Consider the following 15,511-nt stretch of genomic DNA (forward strand, 5'->3'; position numbering starts at 1 on the left):
GCGCGCAGTCTGCTCTCAGCACCGTATCGTAAGCGGCATGGCTGTAGCGCTCGTCACCGGGGGCACGTCCGGCATCGGAGCCGAATTCGCCCGCCAACTCTCCATGCGCGGCTGGGACATCGTCCTGGTCGCGCGTGACCTCACCCGACTCGACGAGACGGCGACCGCTCTGCGCGCGCTCGGCCGTGACGTCGAGGTGCTCGCGGCCGACCTCGGCGACCGTCGAGACGTCGACCGGGTGGCCGAACGGCTGGCCGATCCGACCCGCCCCGTCGACCTGCTGGTGAACAATGCCGGTTTCGGCATGCACACCCCGCTGACCTCCACCGACGTCGCCGCGCACGACCTCGCGTTCGAGGTCATGTGCCGGGCCGTGCTCGTCCTCTCGGGTGCCGCCGCCCGGTCCATGCGTGAGCGCGGCCGCGGCCGCATCGTCAACGTGTCGAGCACCGCGGGCCTGATGGCCATGGGCAGCTACTCGGCGATCAAGGCGTGGGTGACGTCGTACAGCGAGGGCCTCTCGGTCGAGCTCAAGGGCACCGGGGTGGGCGTCACGGCCCTGCTGCCGGGCTGGGTGCGGACGGAGTTCCATCAGCGGGCCGGCATAAAGTCGTCGTCCATACCCAACGCCCTGTGGCTCAGCACCGAACAACTCGTCGTCGCGTGCCTGCGCGACGTCGACAAAGGCAAGGTGATCTCCATGCCCACGCTTCGGTACAAGGTGCTGATGGGATTGGTCCGGCACGCTCCGAAGGGCGCCGTCCGCGCCGCGTCGGCTGCCATCTCGTCGAGCCGCCGCAAGCCGGTGGAGCAGTGAGCGCGAAGAACGACGGGGAGCGGCGCCGCGAGCACGCCCGCCTCGACGCCGTGGCCCAGCGGGTCGACGACGTCCGCGCCGACGTCGCCCACCGTGCCGGTGACGTCGCGCAGCGCGCCGGCGGTGTGGCCAGCGACGTCCGCGACCGCTTCAGCTCGCGGCGGCACGCGATGGCCCGCTACGTCGCGCAGCGCATGCTGCTCAAGCCGACCATCTGGTCGATCACCGACGTGACGGTCATCGACCGCGACCGGGTCGAGGGGCTCGCCGGCGGCTTCATCGTCGTCGCCAACCACTCGAGCCACCTGGACGCCCCGCTCATCCTCGGCGCCCTGCCCCGCAAGCTGGCGCGGTACCTCGCCACCGGCGCCGCGGCCGACTACTTCTTCGACGTGCCCTGGCGCCGTCAGCTGACCGAACTGTTCTTCAACGCGTTCCCGGTGCAGCGGGGCTCGGGGACGCCGGCCTCCGCGGTCGACGCGACCCGCGCCTCCTCGTCCGGTGCGTCGGCGGGGTCGACGCCGCAGAGCTCCGCCCGTCGGCGGGCCGCGGCGAAGGCGGCCGCCCGGGGGCGCCAGGGGCAGCCCACCGTCAGCGCTCGGTCGTTGCTCCAGCGCGGCTACCCCGTGCTGGTGTTCCCCGAGGGCACGCGCTCGAAGGACGGCACGGTCGCCGCGTTCAAGCCCGGTGCCGCCGCGCTCGCGTCCGCCTGCGGCGTGCCGGTGGTCCCCCTCGCCCTGATCGGAGCGAACATCGCCCAGCCCCGAGGGCGCAGCTGGCCCCGGCCCGGCCGACTTCCCGTCGGCGTCGCGTTCGGCGACCCGATGCGGCCCCACGACGGCGAATCCGTCACCGACTTCTCGACGCGCGTGCGCACCGAGATCCTGCGTCTGAAGGACGCCAACACCGCCCGCATCCTGGGCTCGTCAGACCCGCTCGAAGGAGAACGCCCGTGACCGACGTCCAACAGAAGAAGAGCTCCGCCGTCGACGGCGTCAAGCACATGAAGTGGTGGGGCTGGGGCGTCGAGGGCGTCGCGTTCCACCACGACGACAAGCCTGCCTTCGCCCCCTTCGTCAAGAAGATCGTGGGCGTCGAGCTGTCCCAGGGGCACGACACCGGCCTCTCGTTCGACGACCTCGACGTGCCCGCCTCCCGGGCCGGCACCGAGGTGCTCGACTCGCTCGTCCAGATCGTGGGCGACGGCCAGGTCGTCACCGACGACCACGACCGGGTCGTCCACACCTACGGCAAGAGCATCCGCGACCTCATCCGCATCCGTGCGGGGCGTCTCGACCGCGTGCCCGACGTCGTGGTCTACCCCGCCGACGAGGACGAGATCCAGCAGATCGTCGACCTGGCCGTCGCCAGCGACGTCGTGCTCATCCCGTTCGGCGGCGGCAGCAACATCGTCGGCAGCCTCGAGCCCCTGCCCGCAGAAGAGCGCACGGTCGTCTCGCTCGACATGGGTCGCCTCGACAAGGTGCTCGACATCGACGAGGACGGTGGGCTGGCGCGCATCCAGGCCGGTGGCCAGGGCCCCGACCTCGAAGAGCAGCTGAACGCCCGCGGCTGGACCCTCGGGCACTTCCCGGACAGCTTCACCCACTCGACCATGGGCGGCTGGGTCGCCACCCGCTCGTCGGGCATGCAGAGCGACAAGTACGGCGACATCGCCGACATCACGAAGGGCCTGCGGGTCGTGCGCCCCGGTGGCGTGCTCTCGATCCGCGCCGTGCCGAGCGCGTCGACCGGTCCGTCGCTGCGCGAGATGATCATCGGCAGCGAGGGGCGTCTCGGCGTCATCACCGAGGTCACCGCCCAGGTGCACCGCCTGCCCGAGAAGCGCGAGATCCTCGCCTACCTGTTCCCGTCGTGGCACGACGGCCTCGCCGCCATGCAGGCCATCGCCGAGAGCGACGCGCACCCGTCGGTCACCCGCGTCAGCGACGCACACGAGACGGCGTTCTCGTTCGCCACCTCGAAGCCGGGCAAGGGCATCTCGCAGAAGGTCACCGACCTGCTGCCGACGATCCTGAAGGCCAAGGGCTGGGACGTCGACGCCATGTGCCTGTCGTTCATCGGCTACGAGGGCAGCCCCGAGCACGTCGCCCACACCCAGAAGGCCGTCGCCAAGATCGTCAAGGCGAACAAGGGCATGAGCGTCGGCAAGGGGCCGGGCAAGCTCTACGACCAGAAGAAGTTCGACACGCCCTACCTGCGCGACTTCTTCATGGACCACGGAGGCGCGGCGGACGTCTCCGAGACCGCCGCCCCCTGGTCGAAGCTGCGCCTCGTCTCGTCGCGCGTCTACGCCGCGGCGAACCAGGCGTTCGACAGCATCGGCAAGCAGGGCTGGATCATGGGCCACCTGTCGCACTCGTACCACTCGGGGGCGTGCCTGTACTTCACCTTCGCGTTCGAGCACGGTGACGACGCCGAGGCCGAGTACGACGTGGTCAAGCACGCCATCCAGCAGGCGTTCATCGACACCGGGGCGACCGTCTCGCACCACCACGGCGTCGGGCTCGAGCACCAGCCGTGGCTCGCGCAGGACGTCTCGCCCGAGGGCGTGGCCGTCATGCAGGGGCTGTTCGACTCGGCCGACCCGGGACGCGTGTTCAACCCCGGGAAGGTGACGGGCGCGTAGTCCCGCGCCGCGCCTCCCGCGCTGCCGCGCCTCCCGCGCCGGCCCACCCCGCCACGAAGTAAACAACCCGCCACGCAAACGTGTGGCGGGTTGTTTACTTCGTGGCGGGGTGATGCACGAGGCGGTGTCGGCGACACCTCGGGCACAGACGTCGGACGGCGTGATGCCTCCACAGGCCACGGGCGCTCACGAGCGGGCCAACAATCGGTGCGTGACGCTCGGGGCATGTCGTCGGAACCGCTGCCCGCCATCACGTTCGTGTCGACCCATGGCACCCACAGTCGCGAGGCCGAAGCGCTCAGGCGGGACGCCCGGCGGGGTCTTGCCGTCCGGGTGCATCCCGGGGCCTACGTGACCAGCGAGGACTGGACCCAGCTGTCGGCGCGCGACCGTCAGCTCGTCAGGGTCCGTGCCGTCCTGGCGGGGATGCCTCCGGGCACCGTCGTGTCGCACGAGTCGGCCGTGGCAGTCCTCGGGCTGCCCTCCGTCCGAGGTGCGGGGACGCGGGTCCACGTCCTGGACCCGCGTCGGGATCGGGTGCGGACGAGCGAGCGCGTGGTCCGACATCCGGGCCCGACGAACGCTGAGGACGTCGTCGAGGTCGAGGGCGTGCTGACCACGTCCGAGACGCGCACGACCGTCGACATCGCCCGTGGCCGTCCGTTCGCCGACGGTGTGCTGTGCGCCGATGCGGTTCTCCGTCGAGCGGCTGAGCGGGCCGGATGCTTCGGGTGGCGAGGATCGAGCACCCGGGACACGTACGAGGAGCACCGTGCCCGGGTCGAACTCGCTGCGGCCGCCGTCCGTGACGAGCTCTCGTCGCGCCTGGACTCGGCGGCCGGGGTGCGTGGGCTCGAGGCCGGTCGGCGAGTGACGTCGTTCGCCTCGCCCTGGGCCGAGAACGGTGGTGAGTCGTTGTGCCGTGTCGCGCTGCTCGAGATCGGAGCCCCGGCTCCGTCGCTGCAGGTCGAGTTCCACGATGCGCAGGGCCTGGCCGGCAGATGCGACTTCGTGTTCGGCAGCTCGGTGCTCGAGTTCGACGGCAAGGTCAAATACGACCACGCGGCGGTGCGAGGCGGTCTGGCTCCGTCAGCGGTGGTGAAGGCGGAGAAGGCACGAGAGAGGCGGCTGACCCGCACGGGCGAGGTCGTTCGCATCGGCCGATGCGACGCCGACGACGTCCGGGAGCGCGCACCACTCGCGCAGATCATGCGAGACCTCGGTGTGTCGTTGCGGCGTCGGTCATGACGTGCGGTGCGCGGCGCCAGGCGGGGCGGGGCATGGCTGCGCCGGGTCGGGCCAGGGCGGGCCGGGGGGAAGGAAGCACGCCGCCACGAAGTAAACAGAACGCCATCGGATTGTGTGGCGGGATGTTTACATCGTGGCGGGCTGGCGGGCTGGCGGGCTGGCGGGCTGGGACGCACAGGTCGCTCGAGGACGCACAGGGGGACGGCGCAGGGCGGCTGCCTAAGATGAGCATCGATCCGTCCGCAGAGACCCGTTCACGGAAGAGACCCGCGCATGCCCGGAATCCACGCCGACATCACTTCGGCCTTCGGCAACACCCCGCTCGTCAAGCTCAACTCGCTGCCCGCCGAGGGCGGGGCCGAGGTGCTGGCCAAGCTCGAGTTCTACAACCCGGGTGCCAGCGTGAAGGACCGCCTCGGCGTCGCCATCGTCGACGCGGCCGAGGCGTCCGGCGACCTCAAGCCCGGCGGCACGATCGTCGAGGGCTCGAGCGGCAACACCGGCATCTCGCTGGCCCTGGTCGGCGCCGCCCGCGGCTACCAGGTGATCGTCACGATGCCCGAGACGATGAGCGTCGAACGACGCACCGTCATGAAGGCCTACGGCGCGAAGATCGTGCTGACCCCCGGCCCCGAGGGCATGAAGGGCGCCGTCGAGCGGGCGAAGCAGATCGCCGCCGAGACCGAGAACGCGATCTGGGCGCAGCAGTTCGAGACCCGGGCCAACGCCGAGATCCACCGGCGCACGACCGCACCCGAGATCCTGCGCGACACCGACGGGAAGATCGACTTCTTCGTCGCGGGCGTCGGCACGGGCGGCACGATCACGGGCGTCGGCCAGGTGCTGCACGAGAAGGTCCCCGGCGTGAAGGTCGTCGCCGTCGAGCCCGCCGACTCGCCCTTGCTGAGCGAGGGCAAGGCCGGGCCGCACAAGATCCAGGGCATCGGGGCGAACTTCGTGCCCGAGGTGCTCGACCGCTCGCAGATCGACGAGGTGTTCCCCGTGCAGCTCGACGACGCCCTGCGCGTCGCGCGCGACCTGGCCACGAGAGAGGGCATCCTCTCGGGCATCTCGTCCGGCGCCATCGTCCACGCCGCACTCGAGATCGCGAAGCGGCCCGAGAACGCCGGCAAGCGCATCGTCGCGATCGTCTGCGACACCGGAGAGCGCTACCTGTCGACCGTGCTGTTCCAGGACCTCGCGGACGCCTAGGTGCAGCTGGTCGCCCGCCTCCGCGAAGACCTCGACACCGTCCGGAGGCGCGACCCGGCTGCCCGAGGACGCGTCGAGACCGCTCTGGTCTACTCGGGCCTGCACGCGGTGTGGGCGCACCGCGTGACCTCGCGACTGTGGCGTGCGGGGCCGGCACCGCGCCTCCTCGGCTCACGGTTCGTCGCCCGTCTGCTCTCGCAGGTGGCCCGGACGCTGACCGGCGTCGAGATCCACCCCGGGGCGCGCCTCGGGGCCCGCCTGTTCATCGACCACGGCATGGGCGTCGTGATCGGCGAGACGGCGGTGGTCGGTGACGACTGCACGATCTTCCACGGCGTGACCCTCGGCGGCAAGGGACGAGGAGGCGCGCTCGGCCGCCGACACCCCACCGTCGGTGACGGCGTGATGATCGGTGCCGGGGCCGCCGTGCTCGGCGGCGTCACCGTGGGCAGCGGCAGCGTCGTCGGGGCCAACGCCGTCGTGACGAAAGACGTCCCGCCCGGGTCCGTCGCGGTGGGCGTGCCCGCGATCGCCCGGCCGCGCGCCGAGGCCTGAGCCTGCCCCGACCGGGTCCTGCGCGGCGAGCCCGCCTCAGCGGCGAGCCCGGCTCAGTGGCGAGGCTCCCAGCGGAACAGTCGCATCCCCGCGACGACGGCCAGCGCGGCCCAGACCAGCGTGGGGGCGAGCAGCACCGGGACGACCGACAGGTCGCCGCCGTTCCAGGCGAGCACGGCGAGCTCCATGAGTCCGCCTCCGGGCAGCAGCCGCTTCAGCCAGAGCAGGTCGTCGGCACCGGTGAGCGTCCACCAGATGGCGACGCCGAGCGTGACCATGAAGATCGGCATGGTCGTGTACTGCGCGTGCTCGGGTGAGGTGCTGAAGCCGGCCGTCGCGAACGCGAATCCGGCGAACATGACCTCGGCGATGATCACGGCGGCGATCACCAACGCCGGGTTCACCGGTGGTTCGCGCACGGCGAGGACCCCGAGCACGATCACGAGCTGCGCGAGGCTGACCGCCATGGCGGGGAGCACGAGTCCGCCGATGATGCCGGCGTCGCCCACCGAGCCGCTGCGCAGTCGCTTCAGGTAGAGCGACTGTCGACGGGCCGCGAGCGTCGTCGTCGCGGTGATGTAGACGCCGAGGCCGACCATGCCCACGATCTGCACGCCCGCGAGCATGCCGCCCGTGCCGTAGACGTCGAACAGGAACGTGCCGGCTCCGAACGCCAGGGGCAACAGCAGGGCCGAGAGCGCGACGGTGCGGTTGCGCACGAGCATGCGCAACTCGGCGACGCCGATGGCGACCGGACCCGAACGCTTCGAGCCGGAGGGAGAGGTACCCACGGGCCCGGTCGGACCCGTCGAGGCGGGGGAGGCGGTGACGGCGGAAGTCATGAGGAGTCCTTTCGGGGACGGCGGATCGAGGGGTTCAGGAGGCGCGGCCGAGGTCACGGAACACGTCGTCGAGTCCCGACTCGTGCACGGTGAAGCGGGCCAGGGTGTGGTCGGCGTCGGCCGCCCAGCGCAGCAGCGTCGCGACGTCCCGCTGGGCGTCGTCGGTCTCGACGACCACGAGATCGTTCTCGGTGCGGGTGATCGGCAACGGCAGGTCGTCGATCGCCGCGGGGGCGACGAACCGGATGCTCGTCGTGCTCCCGGCCGTCAGGCCGGCGACCGTGCCCTCGCGGCGGATCGTGCCCGCGTGCATCAGGCCGATGCGGTCGGCGTTCTCGGCGGCCTCCTCGAGGTAGTGGGTCGTCAGGACGAAGGTGACCCCCGCCTCCCGCAGTCCGGTGACGACGGCCCAGAGGGCGTCGCGGGCAGCCGGGTCGAGGCCGGTCGTCGGCTCGTCGAGGAAGACCAGCTCGGGGGTGCCCCAGACGGCGGCGGCGAAGTCGACGCGGCGGCGCTCGCCGCCCGACAGCTGGGCGACACGGGCGCGGGCCTTGTGGTCGATGCCGACCAGGCCGAGCACCCGGTCGACGTCGTCGTCGCGCCCCGAGACGGCCCCCGACAGCAGGACGCTCTCGCGGACGGTCAGTTCAGGGGCGAGGCCGGAGTCCTGCAGCATCATGCCGATGCGGGGGCGCGTGCGGCGACGGTCGGTCGGGTCGCTCCCCAGCACCTGGACGGTGCCGCTGGTGGCCTCACGATGACCTTCGAGCACCTCGAGGGTCGTGGTCTTGCCGGCTCCGTTGGTGCCGAGCAGTGCGTACAGCTCACCTCGACGCACCGTGAGGTCGACGCCGTCGACCGCGGTGAACGAACCGTACGAGCAGGTGAGGCCCCGCGTCGAGATCACGGTGTCGGCCTCCTCCGCCGGATCGCGGGTGACGGCCGGTCGGGGCGTGGTGTCGGTGGAGTTCGTCATGGCATCGACGATCTCGCGTTCGGCGCAGCCGTCGTAGTGCCACCGCGCCACCAGTTCCGTGTGACATCGGTCACGTGCAGGCGTGACATCGGGCAGGCCCGTCCGCGTGGGCACTCCGTTAGCGTGGGTCCATGCCCCGCCGTACGCTGCCCGCTCGCACCGCGAGCCTCGTCACGGGCTCCCGACTGCCACCTCTGGCGCGCATGCGGCGATACGTGACCTGGTCGTTCGTCGGGTTGGCCGCGTTCTACACGGTGGTCTTCGGCACGATCCTGGTCGTCGAGGGGGCCTCGCCCACGCTCGTGGCCGCCGTCGGCGCCGTGGGTGCGCTGGTCACCGCTCAGTCGTTCTTCTGGGAGCGCCGAGGCCCGTGGTGGCTGACCGCCTCCACCCTGGTCACGTCGTACGGTCTCTGGCTGACGGTGCTCCTGGGCGGGCAGAACTTCGTGGTGCTGTTCTTCTTTGGCATCACGCTCGGCTACGTCACCACGACCGCGCCGCTCGCCGCTCCGCGCTGGCTCGTCGCCGGCCTCGTGCTCGCCCTGGTGCCGGTGGTGCTCACCTCGGCCGACGATCCGCCCGTGCTGGTGGCTCAGATCGTGGCCGTCGTGCTCGCCGTGCTCGCGATGTACGGCGTCTGTCGCCTGAACCGGTACGCCTTCGACCTGTACCTCGAGATCGACCTCGCCCGCGAGACGCAGTCCGAGCTCGCCGTGATGCGCGAGCGGTACCGCTTTTCGGTGGATCTCCACGACATCCAGGGGCAGGCCCTGCACGTCAGTCGCCTGCAGCTGCAGCTGGCCGACAAGACGCTCGACCGCGACCCCGCCGCCGCGCGCCAGCACCTCCGCGAGGCCGAGCAGTTGATCGCGCAGACCATCGCCGAGACCCGCCGTCTGGCCTACGGCGAACGCACCCTCACGCTCGCCGGCGAACTGGCCAACTCGACCGAGCTCATCCGCGCTGCGGGCATCGAGCTCGAGGTCACGGGCGTCCCTCCCGTCGGACACCCGGCCGACGACCTGTTCGGTCACGTCGTGCGCGAGGCCACCACGAACCTGCTGCGTCACGCCCAGGCCGAACGGGTCACCATCGTGCTCGGCCCCGAGTCGGTCCAGGTGGTCAACGACGGCGCGGCCGAACCGATGCGAGGGCTCAGCGGCCTGGCCCGCCTCGGCGAACGGTTCGGCGCGGTCGGCGGCACGGTGACCACCCGGCTCGCCGGCGGGGATTTCCGGGTCGAGGCCCGTGCGGCAGCCGCCGAGGCGGCTCGACCGACGGCGACGGCGACAGCGACGGCGATGGCGACGACGCGGTCGGGCGCGGCACGGGAGACGTCGACCGGTCGGTCGCGCGCGTGATCCGGGTGCTTCTCGCCGACGACGAGACCCTGCTGCGTCGGTCGATCGCCGCCCTGCTCGACCTGAGCGACACGGTCGAGGTCGTCGCCCAGGCGGCAGACGGCACCGAGGCCGTGGCGATCGCCGCCCTCCACCAGCCCGACGTGGTGCTGCTCGACCTCGAGATGCCCGGCATGGACGGCATCGACGCGGCGATCGCGATCCTGGGTGAACGACCCGACCAGGCGGTCGTCCTGCTCACCCGTCACGGTCGTCCGGGCGTGCTCCGGCGGGCCCTCCGAGCCGGGGTGCGGGGATTCCTGCCGAAGTCGGTCGATCCCGACGAACTCGAGAGGGTGATCGTGCAGGTGCACGGCGGCCGTCGCTACATCGACGCCGACATCTCGGCGTCGGCGATGATGGACGACTGCCCGCTGACCGAGCGCGAGCTCGACACGTTGCGCCTGACGACCGACGGGTTCTCGGTTCGCGAGATCAGCGCCCGGCTGCACCTCGCCTCCGGCACGGTCCGCAACTACCTGTCGTCGGCCATGCAGAAGACCGGCAGCTCGTCCCGGCACACCGCTGCCCGGGTCGCGCGCGAACGCGGCTGGCTCTGACCCTCGGTGCCGGGTGCGGCCCCCGGGTCAGGCGTTCGTGAGCTCGCGGTCGCGCGCGACGGACGAGGAGGCGCGGCGCGGCTCGCGGGGTTCGAATCGCCCCTTGAGCTTCAGGGCGGGCTTCTCCACGAAGTGGTGCGAGAGCACCGACGTGCCGATCGCCGCCGCGAGCACGAGGACGACGCCGAGGGCACCCTGGACGTACGGCTCGACGAGCGCGATGAAGACGACGTGCCAGAGGTACAGCGGGTACGAGATGGCACGTCCGAACCAGGCGACCGGGGCCAGGGACAGCACCCAGGCGACCGGCGACGCCGCCGTGACGAGCCCGCCGATCAGCAGCATCGAGGCGAGGCCCACCGCGGGCAGGGCGACCGCGAAGGTCAGGACGTTCTGCTGCCAGCCCGATCCGATGACGAACAACGAGCCCACGACCCCGGCGAGCCCGAGCCAGGTGGCCAGCGCACCCCAGCGGCCGGCCAGGGCGGCCCGCACGCGGTCGGACCGCAGGACGATCGCCAGCACGCAGCCCATCAACAGGGGGGCCACGTTGAGGACGGGACTGAAGTAGATGTCGGGGGTCGCGCTGCCCGAGGGGCGGTCGTACAGGAACCAGGTCACGACGGCCGAGGCGACGACGACGACCGAGAGTCCGGCGACCAGGGCCTTCCGCTTGACCGCGACGGCGAGCAGCAGCACGAGCACCGGCGGCCAGACGAGGTAGAACTGCTCTTCCATCGACAGGCTCCACATCGGCGCGAAGACGCCCTGCGAGGTGTCGAAGAAGGCCCGGGCGATGTTGCCCGAGTAGGTCAGGGCGATCACGGCGGCCCCGACGGGGCCGAGCGTCGAGCCCTGGTAGTCGCCGACGAGCCACCACAGGGAGACGCCGACCACGACGACCGCGAGCAACGTCGGGTAGAGCCGCAGCAGGCGACGGACCCAGAACCGGCCGAGCCGGATGCGTCCCGTCGAGGCGTGTTCGCGCAGCAGCAGGGTGGTGATCAGATAGCCCGACAACACGAAGAAGACGTTGACGCCCACGAACCCGCTGCCGAAACCCGGCACGTGCAGGTGGTACAGCACGACGAGGGCGATGGCCAGGGTGCGCAGGCCGTCGAGCGGCAGGACCCGGTCTCGACGGGTGGTCGAGACGGGGCGGACGGTCGGCTCTGTGGTCGGCAGGGCTGAGGGCATCGTTGCAGTGTGCCTCACGTTTCTTGGTGCCGCCCGAACGAGGAGGCCGGGTTCGCATCCCGGCCCCACCCGCTCGTGGTCAGCTCCCCGACGGCGTCATCCGCGCTGCTGCGGGACGCGACGCGGCAGGGCGAACACCAGCACGAACGAGGCCAGGGCGAAGATCGCGCTGACGAGCATGGCGTGGGCGGCCGCGTCGGTGAACCCGGTGGCGACGTCGGCGGGCGTGCGGCCCGAGATGGTCAGCGTCCCGAAGAGCACGCTGCCGATGATGGCGATGCCGACGGCCGAGCCGATGCGCTGGATGGCCGAGATGACGGCGCTGGCCGAGCCGGCGTCCTGCCGGTCGACCGTCGCCACGATGAACTGCACGTTCGGCGCGATGAAGAAGCCGTTGCCGAGGCCGGCGAGCAGCAACGGCACCAAGAGCATCCAGTTGGTCAGGTCGGAGGCGTCGACCGTGACGAGCACGAGCCACATCCAGGTGAGGCCGACGGTGACGAGCGCCGTGCCGAGGATCAACACGCCGCGCCCGAGTCGGGCGGCGATGCGGTTGCTCTGCGACGAGCTGATGATGCTGCCGACCGCGAACGGGATCGCCACCGCGCCCGAGGCCAGCGCGCTGTGACCCAGTCCGGACTGCCAGAGCAGCGAGATCGTGAAGAAGATGCTGGTGAAGGCCGCGAAGTAGACGAGCGCGAGCACGACGCCCCCGGTGAACGACGGGTGGGCGAAGAGCTTCGGCGGGACGAGGGGGGTCTTGCCGCGCTTCGTGTAGGCGACCTCCCACAGGCCGAACAGGGCGAGCAGCACGACGCCGGCGGCGATGGTCAGGTAGGTCCAGAGCGGCCAGCCCTCGTCCTGCCCCTGGATCAGCGGCACGAGCAGGGCGACGAAGGCGCCCGAGACCAGCACGAGGCCGATCCAGTCGAGCCCGCGGTCGGGGCGGGGCACCGATTCGTCGCGCTTGGGCAGCAGCACCGCGGCGGCGATCAGGGTGATGATGCCGAACGGCAGGTTGACGTAGAAGACGAGACGCCAGCCGTTCTCGTCGCCGAACGCCTGGATGATCAGGCCGCCGATGATCGGGCCGAGCGCGGACGAGACGCCGATGACGGCGCCCATGATGGCGAAGGCCTTGCCGCGCGAGCGACCGGGGAACAGCAACTGGATGAACGCCGTCACGGCGGGCACGAAGATGCCGCCGGCCAGGCCCTGCACGATGCGGAACACGACGAGCTGGGTGTCGTCCTGGGCGAGGCCACAGGCGAGGGACGCGAGCGTGAAGAGCAGCACGCCCGTGAAGTAGACCCACTTGTGTCCGATGCGGTCACCGATGCGTCCGGCGGGGATCAGTGCCAGGCCGAAGGCGAGGGCGTACCCCGAGATGATCCACGACAGGGTCGACTCCGAGGCGTCGAGCGTCGTGCGGATCGTCGGCAGGGCGACGTTGACGATCGTCGTGTCGAGCAGGGCGATGAACATGCCGAGCAGCAGGGCGACGAGGGCGTACCAGGCGTGACGCGGCACGCCGGCGGGCTGGCCGGGGCCGGCCCCGGGCGAGGACGCCGAGGAGGCGCGGGTCGAGGGAGCGGCGGAGGCGTCGGTCATGGGGGAGCCTTTCGGGCAGCGGCACGGGCCGTGAGGCGAGGCGAGGGGCGTGGGGCGGCACGAGGCCGGAGCGCGTGACGGCGGCGTCGGGGCGTGCGCGGGACGCAGGAGGCGCTGGTCACCGACCAGCGCCTCCTGATTTTTGCACGTTCTGCACTCGAGCGCGCACCCCCGTCGCTCAGCTCCGGGTGCGCGCGACCACGACGATGGCGTCGAGCAGGACGAACGCGACGAGGCTCGCCCCGAGCAGCGGGAGGAACACCCCGACCGCGACCCCGGCGGCGACGACCAGCGTGAGCCCCCACCACGGCGCCCGGGTCAGCGCTCCTGCGGGGGCCGGTCGACCGACCAGCGCCCGTGAGGAGCCACCCCGCGTCGGCCGCCGCTGCCACCACATCACGTAGCCGAAGACCACCATGGCCGCGATGCCGAGCGCCGTGGCGACGAGGAGCAGCTGGTTCGGCAGGCCGAACATCGACCCCATGTGGGTGTCGACGCCCCACCGGGCCAGCTTCGCCATGAACGGGTGGTCGGCGAAGTCGGTGCGCCCCACGACCTCGAGGGTCGCGCCGTCGACGGCCACGGCGTCGACCTCGGTCGGGAAGCTCCGCTGGATCTCGGTCACGGTCCACGCGCTCGAGGCGTCCGCCGGCGGCTCGATCTCGACCAGACCGGTGTTCACGTTGACCGTGCTGGCCACGGCCAGCACGGCGTCGAAGGACGCGGGGTCGACGGCTGCCGTGCCAGGCGTCGCGGCACCGTGGTGGCCCGCGTGCGGGTCGCTCGCACCCCCGGCTGCCGCACTCCCTGCTGCTGCGCCGTCCGCGACCGACTCGCCCACCGCCGTCGGCAGCGTCGGTGCCGTCCAGCTGAGCGCCGACCGCAGGGAGGTCACGTTCGCGCCGCCGAACTGCGACCAGGTGATGCCGGTCGCCGACAGGAACAGGGCGCCCACCGTCAGCCAGACGCCCGTCGAGGCGTGCCAGGAGGAGGTCCGACGGAGACCCGAGCTGCGCGGTGCCGGCCGGAGCAGGTCGCGGGCCGTCCGGCCCCGTCTCCGGGCCGACCGCCAGCGACCGATCCACAGTCCGAGCCCGGCGAGCACGACGACCCCGAGCCAGCTGGCCGCGAGCTCGCTGTACAGCCGTCCGGCATCGCCCAGCCCGAGGCTGCGGTGCAGGTCGCTGATCGTCGTGCGCAACGGCAGTGCGCCGCTCGTGCCGTACACCGGCAGGTCGCCACGGACCTCGGCGGTGGCCGGGTCGACGAAGATCGCCCGCGTCTGCCCCTCGATCAGGTCGTCGCCGGTGTACATCACCCTCGTGGTGTCGCCGGGCGTGGGGGCCGGTCTCACCGCGACGAGCGTTCCGGCGTCGCCGACGGCCTCGTCGGCCGCGGCGACCTGCTCGGCCAGCGGGAGGGCGTCCCCCGACACCGGGGCGTGCAGTTCGCGGTCGTACACGACCTGCTCGAGGGTCGGCGTCAGGGCGTAGGCGGCGCCGGTCAGCGCCGCCACCAGGACGAACGGCCCGACCAGGACCCCGGCGAAGAAGTGCAACCTGAGCAGCATCGGCGCGAACCAGCCACCTCGCGCGGGCGCGCTCGTCGGGACCGGAGGAGGCGCGGGCCGGTTCGCGGACGACGGCTCGCCCGTCGGGTCCGCCGTCGACGCCGCCGCGGGCCGTGCGTGGCCGGTGGCGGTCATCGGGCGTCACCGCCCCGACGACGCAGCGCGACGGTGAGCAGCAGGACGGCGACCACGCCGACGACGAGGGACGCGAGGCCGAGACCGCGGGCCAGGGAGTCGACGGGGGCGTCGGCGGCCGCCGCGACGACGTCGGTCGTGCCGGACACGTCCGCGGCCGAGGTGTCCGTCGCCGGCTCGGCGGCCGTCAGCGTCAGCGCCGGGGCCGGCGACGAGGGCTCGACGCCGTCCGTGGGCAGCTCGTCCCAGGCGGTCGACCCGACCTCGCAGGTCTGCAGGGTCGGGAAGGCGACGACGTCGCCGGGTTCCCCGTCGACGGGAAGCAGTGCGGAGACCTGCACCGTGTCGCGGTAGCCGTCGGGCAGGGGGACGTCGGCCGTGTAGGTGACCGTCGAGCCGGTGTCGTCGTTCGTCTCGGTGATGGTCCACCCCGGCGCGACCGTGGGCGTGATCGCCTGGACCCCGGCGGGGAAGTCGATGGCGAGCGAGGTCGTGGCCGAGCCGGCACAGCCGTGGCCGACGGCGAAGGTCAGGACGCTGAGGGTGGCGGGGGTGGTCGCCGAGGCGTCGAGTTCGACGTGGGCGGAGGCGGACAGGGGGGTGGTCAGGGCGAGGGTCAGGCCGGCGGCGCCGGCGATGCAGGTGGTGGCGAGGGCGCGGGAGCGCATGGGGAAGTCCTTCGAGCAGGCGTGGCGGGACCACGCGGGTGGCGGGAGGCGACGGACCGCACCCTCGGAG

The 15,511-nt window shown here is 71.9% G+C and carries 14 protein-coding genes; 8 read left to right on the plus strand and 6 right to left on the minus strand.

The features are described 5' to 3' along the window. The first annotated feature begins 37 nt into the window (after positions 1-37). The 6 genes from BIV04_RS05260 to epsC all read left to right on the plus strand — a co-directional run bounded on the left by BIV04_RS05260 (position 38) and on the right by epsC (position 6,482). Positions 38-817, plus strand: coding sequence for an SDR family oxidoreductase (locus tag BIV04_RS05260; RefSeq protein WP_071254977.1), 780 nt, complete (start codon positions 38-40; stop codon positions 815-817). Next, entirely contained in the window at positions 814-1,773 is a 960-nt protein-coding gene (locus BIV04_RS05265) for a lysophospholipid acyltransferase family protein (RefSeq protein WP_071254979.1), read from the plus strand. The genes BIV04_RS05260 and BIV04_RS05265 overlap by 4 nt, the downstream gene beginning before the upstream one ends. Then, a complete protein-coding gene (locus tag BIV04_RS05270) occupies positions 1,770-3,467 on the plus strand; it encodes an FAD-binding oxidoreductase (RefSeq protein ID WP_369825287.1) in 1,698 nt (565 codons plus the stop codon). Before BIV04_RS05265 ends, BIV04_RS05270 begins: the two co-directional genes overlap by 4 nt. 225 nt (positions 3,468-3,692) lie before the next feature. Beyond that, positions 3,693-4,715 (plus strand): hypothetical protein, encoded by a 1,023-nt coding sequence (locus BIV04_RS05275; RefSeq protein WP_071254981.1) that lies wholly within the window; start codon positions 3,693-3,695, stop codon positions 4,713-4,715. 273 nt (positions 4,716-4,988) lie between these two features. Further along, the gene (gene cysK, locus BIV04_RS05280) at positions 4,989-5,927 is read left to right on the plus strand and encodes a cysteine synthase A (protein ID WP_071254983.1); all 939 of its coding nucleotides are present in this window, start codon (positions 4,989-4,991) and stop codon (positions 5,925-5,927) included. Beyond that, a complete protein-coding gene (gene epsC, locus BIV04_RS05285) occupies positions 5,928-6,482 on the plus strand; it encodes a serine O-acetyltransferase EpsC (protein WP_071254984.1) in 555 nt (184 codons plus the stop codon). It abuts the gene before it with no gap. A 53-nt stretch (positions 6,483-6,535) separates the two neighbouring features. Here epsC and BIV04_RS05290 read toward each other — a convergent pair whose 3' ends face one another. Both BIV04_RS05290 and BIV04_RS05295 read right to left on the minus strand, forming a co-directional pair. Continuing rightward, positions 6,536-7,324 (minus strand): ABC transporter permease, encoded by a 789-nt coding sequence (locus tag BIV04_RS05290; RefSeq protein ID WP_218141825.1) that lies wholly within the window; start codon positions 7,322-7,324, stop codon positions 6,536-6,538. A 34-nt stretch (positions 7,325-7,358) separates the two neighbouring features. Beyond that, the gene (locus BIV04_RS05295; RefSeq protein WP_083396211.1) at positions 7,359-8,300 is read right to left on the minus strand and encodes an ABC transporter ATP-binding protein; all 942 of its coding nucleotides are present in this window, start codon (positions 8,298-8,300) and stop codon (positions 7,359-7,361) included. 131 nt (positions 8,301-8,431) lie between these two features. On the opposite strand from BIV04_RS05295, the gene BIV04_RS05300 reads away from it, so the two are divergent. Both BIV04_RS05300 and BIV04_RS05305 read left to right on the plus strand, forming a co-directional pair. Beyond that, on the plus strand, positions 8,432-9,661 hold the full coding sequence (locus tag BIV04_RS05300; protein WP_083396176.1) for a sensor histidine kinase: 1,230 nt from the start codon (positions 8,432-8,434) through the stop codon (positions 9,659-9,661). Next, positions 9,658-10,260 (plus strand): response regulator transcription factor, encoded by a 603-nt coding sequence (locus BIV04_RS05305; RefSeq protein WP_071254986.1) that lies wholly within the window; start codon positions 9,658-9,660, stop codon positions 10,258-10,260. The genes BIV04_RS05300 and BIV04_RS05305 overlap by 4 nt, the downstream gene beginning before the upstream one ends. A gap of 27 nt (positions 10,261-10,287) precedes the next feature. Here the strand turns inward: BIV04_RS05305 and BIV04_RS05310 are convergent, their stop codons facing one another. The 4 genes from BIV04_RS05310 to BIV04_RS05325 form a co-directional block, all read right to left on the minus strand. Beyond that, positions 10,288-11,457, minus strand: coding sequence for an acyltransferase (locus BIV04_RS05310; protein WP_071254987.1), 1,170 nt, complete (start codon positions 11,455-11,457; stop codon positions 10,288-10,290). Positions 11,458-11,553: 96 nt separating this feature from the next. Continuing rightward, complete coding sequence (locus BIV04_RS05315) at positions 11,554-13,068, minus strand: MFS transporter (RefSeq protein WP_071254988.1); 1,515 nt, start codon at positions 13,066-13,068, stop codon at positions 11,554-11,556. A 178-nt stretch (positions 13,069-13,246) separates the two neighbouring features. Next, the gene (locus BIV04_RS05320) at positions 13,247-14,773 is read right to left on the minus strand and encodes a PepSY domain-containing protein (protein ID WP_071254989.1); all 1,527 of its coding nucleotides are present in this window, start codon (positions 14,771-14,773) and stop codon (positions 13,247-13,249) included. Continuing rightward, entirely contained in the window at positions 14,770-15,441 is a 672-nt protein-coding gene (locus BIV04_RS05325; protein WP_071254991.1) for a YcnI family protein, read from the minus strand. The genes BIV04_RS05320 and BIV04_RS05325 overlap by 4 nt, the downstream gene beginning before the upstream one ends. Positions 15,442-15,511 lie beyond the last annotated feature (70 nt).

This window comes from Frigoribacterium sp. MCBA15_019, from assembly GCF_001864945.1.
Classification (GTDB): Bacteria; Actinomycetota; Actinomycetes; order Actinomycetales; family Microbacteriaceae; genus Frigoribacterium.

Coding starts and splice junctions, on each gene's coding strand:
- BIV04_RS05260 (WP_071254977.1), top strand. CDS start 38: ATGGCTGTAGCGCTCGTCACCGGGGGCACGTCCGGCATCGGAGCCGAA.
- BIV04_RS05275 (WP_071254981.1), top strand. CDS start 3,693: ATGTCGTCGGAACCGCTGCCCGCCATCACGTTCGTGTCGACCCATGGC.
- cysK (WP_071254983.1), top strand. CDS start 4,989: ATGCCCGGAATCCACGCCGACATCACTTCGGCCTTCGGCAACACCCCG.
- BIV04_RS05290 (WP_218141825.1), bottom strand. CDS start 7,324: ATGACTTCCGCCGTCACCGCCTCCCCCGCCTCGACGGGTCCGACCGGG.
- BIV04_RS05295 (WP_083396211.1), bottom strand. CDS start 8,300: ATGACGAACTCCACCGACACCACGCCCCGACCGGCCGTCACCCGCGAT.
- BIV04_RS05300 (WP_083396176.1), top strand. CDS start 8,432: ATGCCCCGCCGTACGCTGCCCGCTCGCACCGCGAGCCTCGTCACGGGC.
- BIV04_RS05310 (WP_071254987.1), bottom strand. CDS start 11,457: ATGCCCTCAGCCCTGCCGACCACAGAGCCGACCGTCCGCCCCGTCTCG.
- BIV04_RS05315 (WP_071254988.1), bottom strand. CDS start 13,068: ATGACCGACGCCTCCGCCGCTCCCTCGACCCGCGCCTCCTCGGCGTCC.
- BIV04_RS05320 (WP_071254989.1), bottom strand. CDS start 14,773: ATGACCGCCACCGGCCACGCACGGCCCGCGGCGGCGTCGACGGCGGAC.
- BIV04_RS05325 (WP_071254991.1), bottom strand. CDS start 15,441: ATGCGCTCCCGCGCCCTCGCCACCACCTGCATCGCCGGCGCCGCCGGC.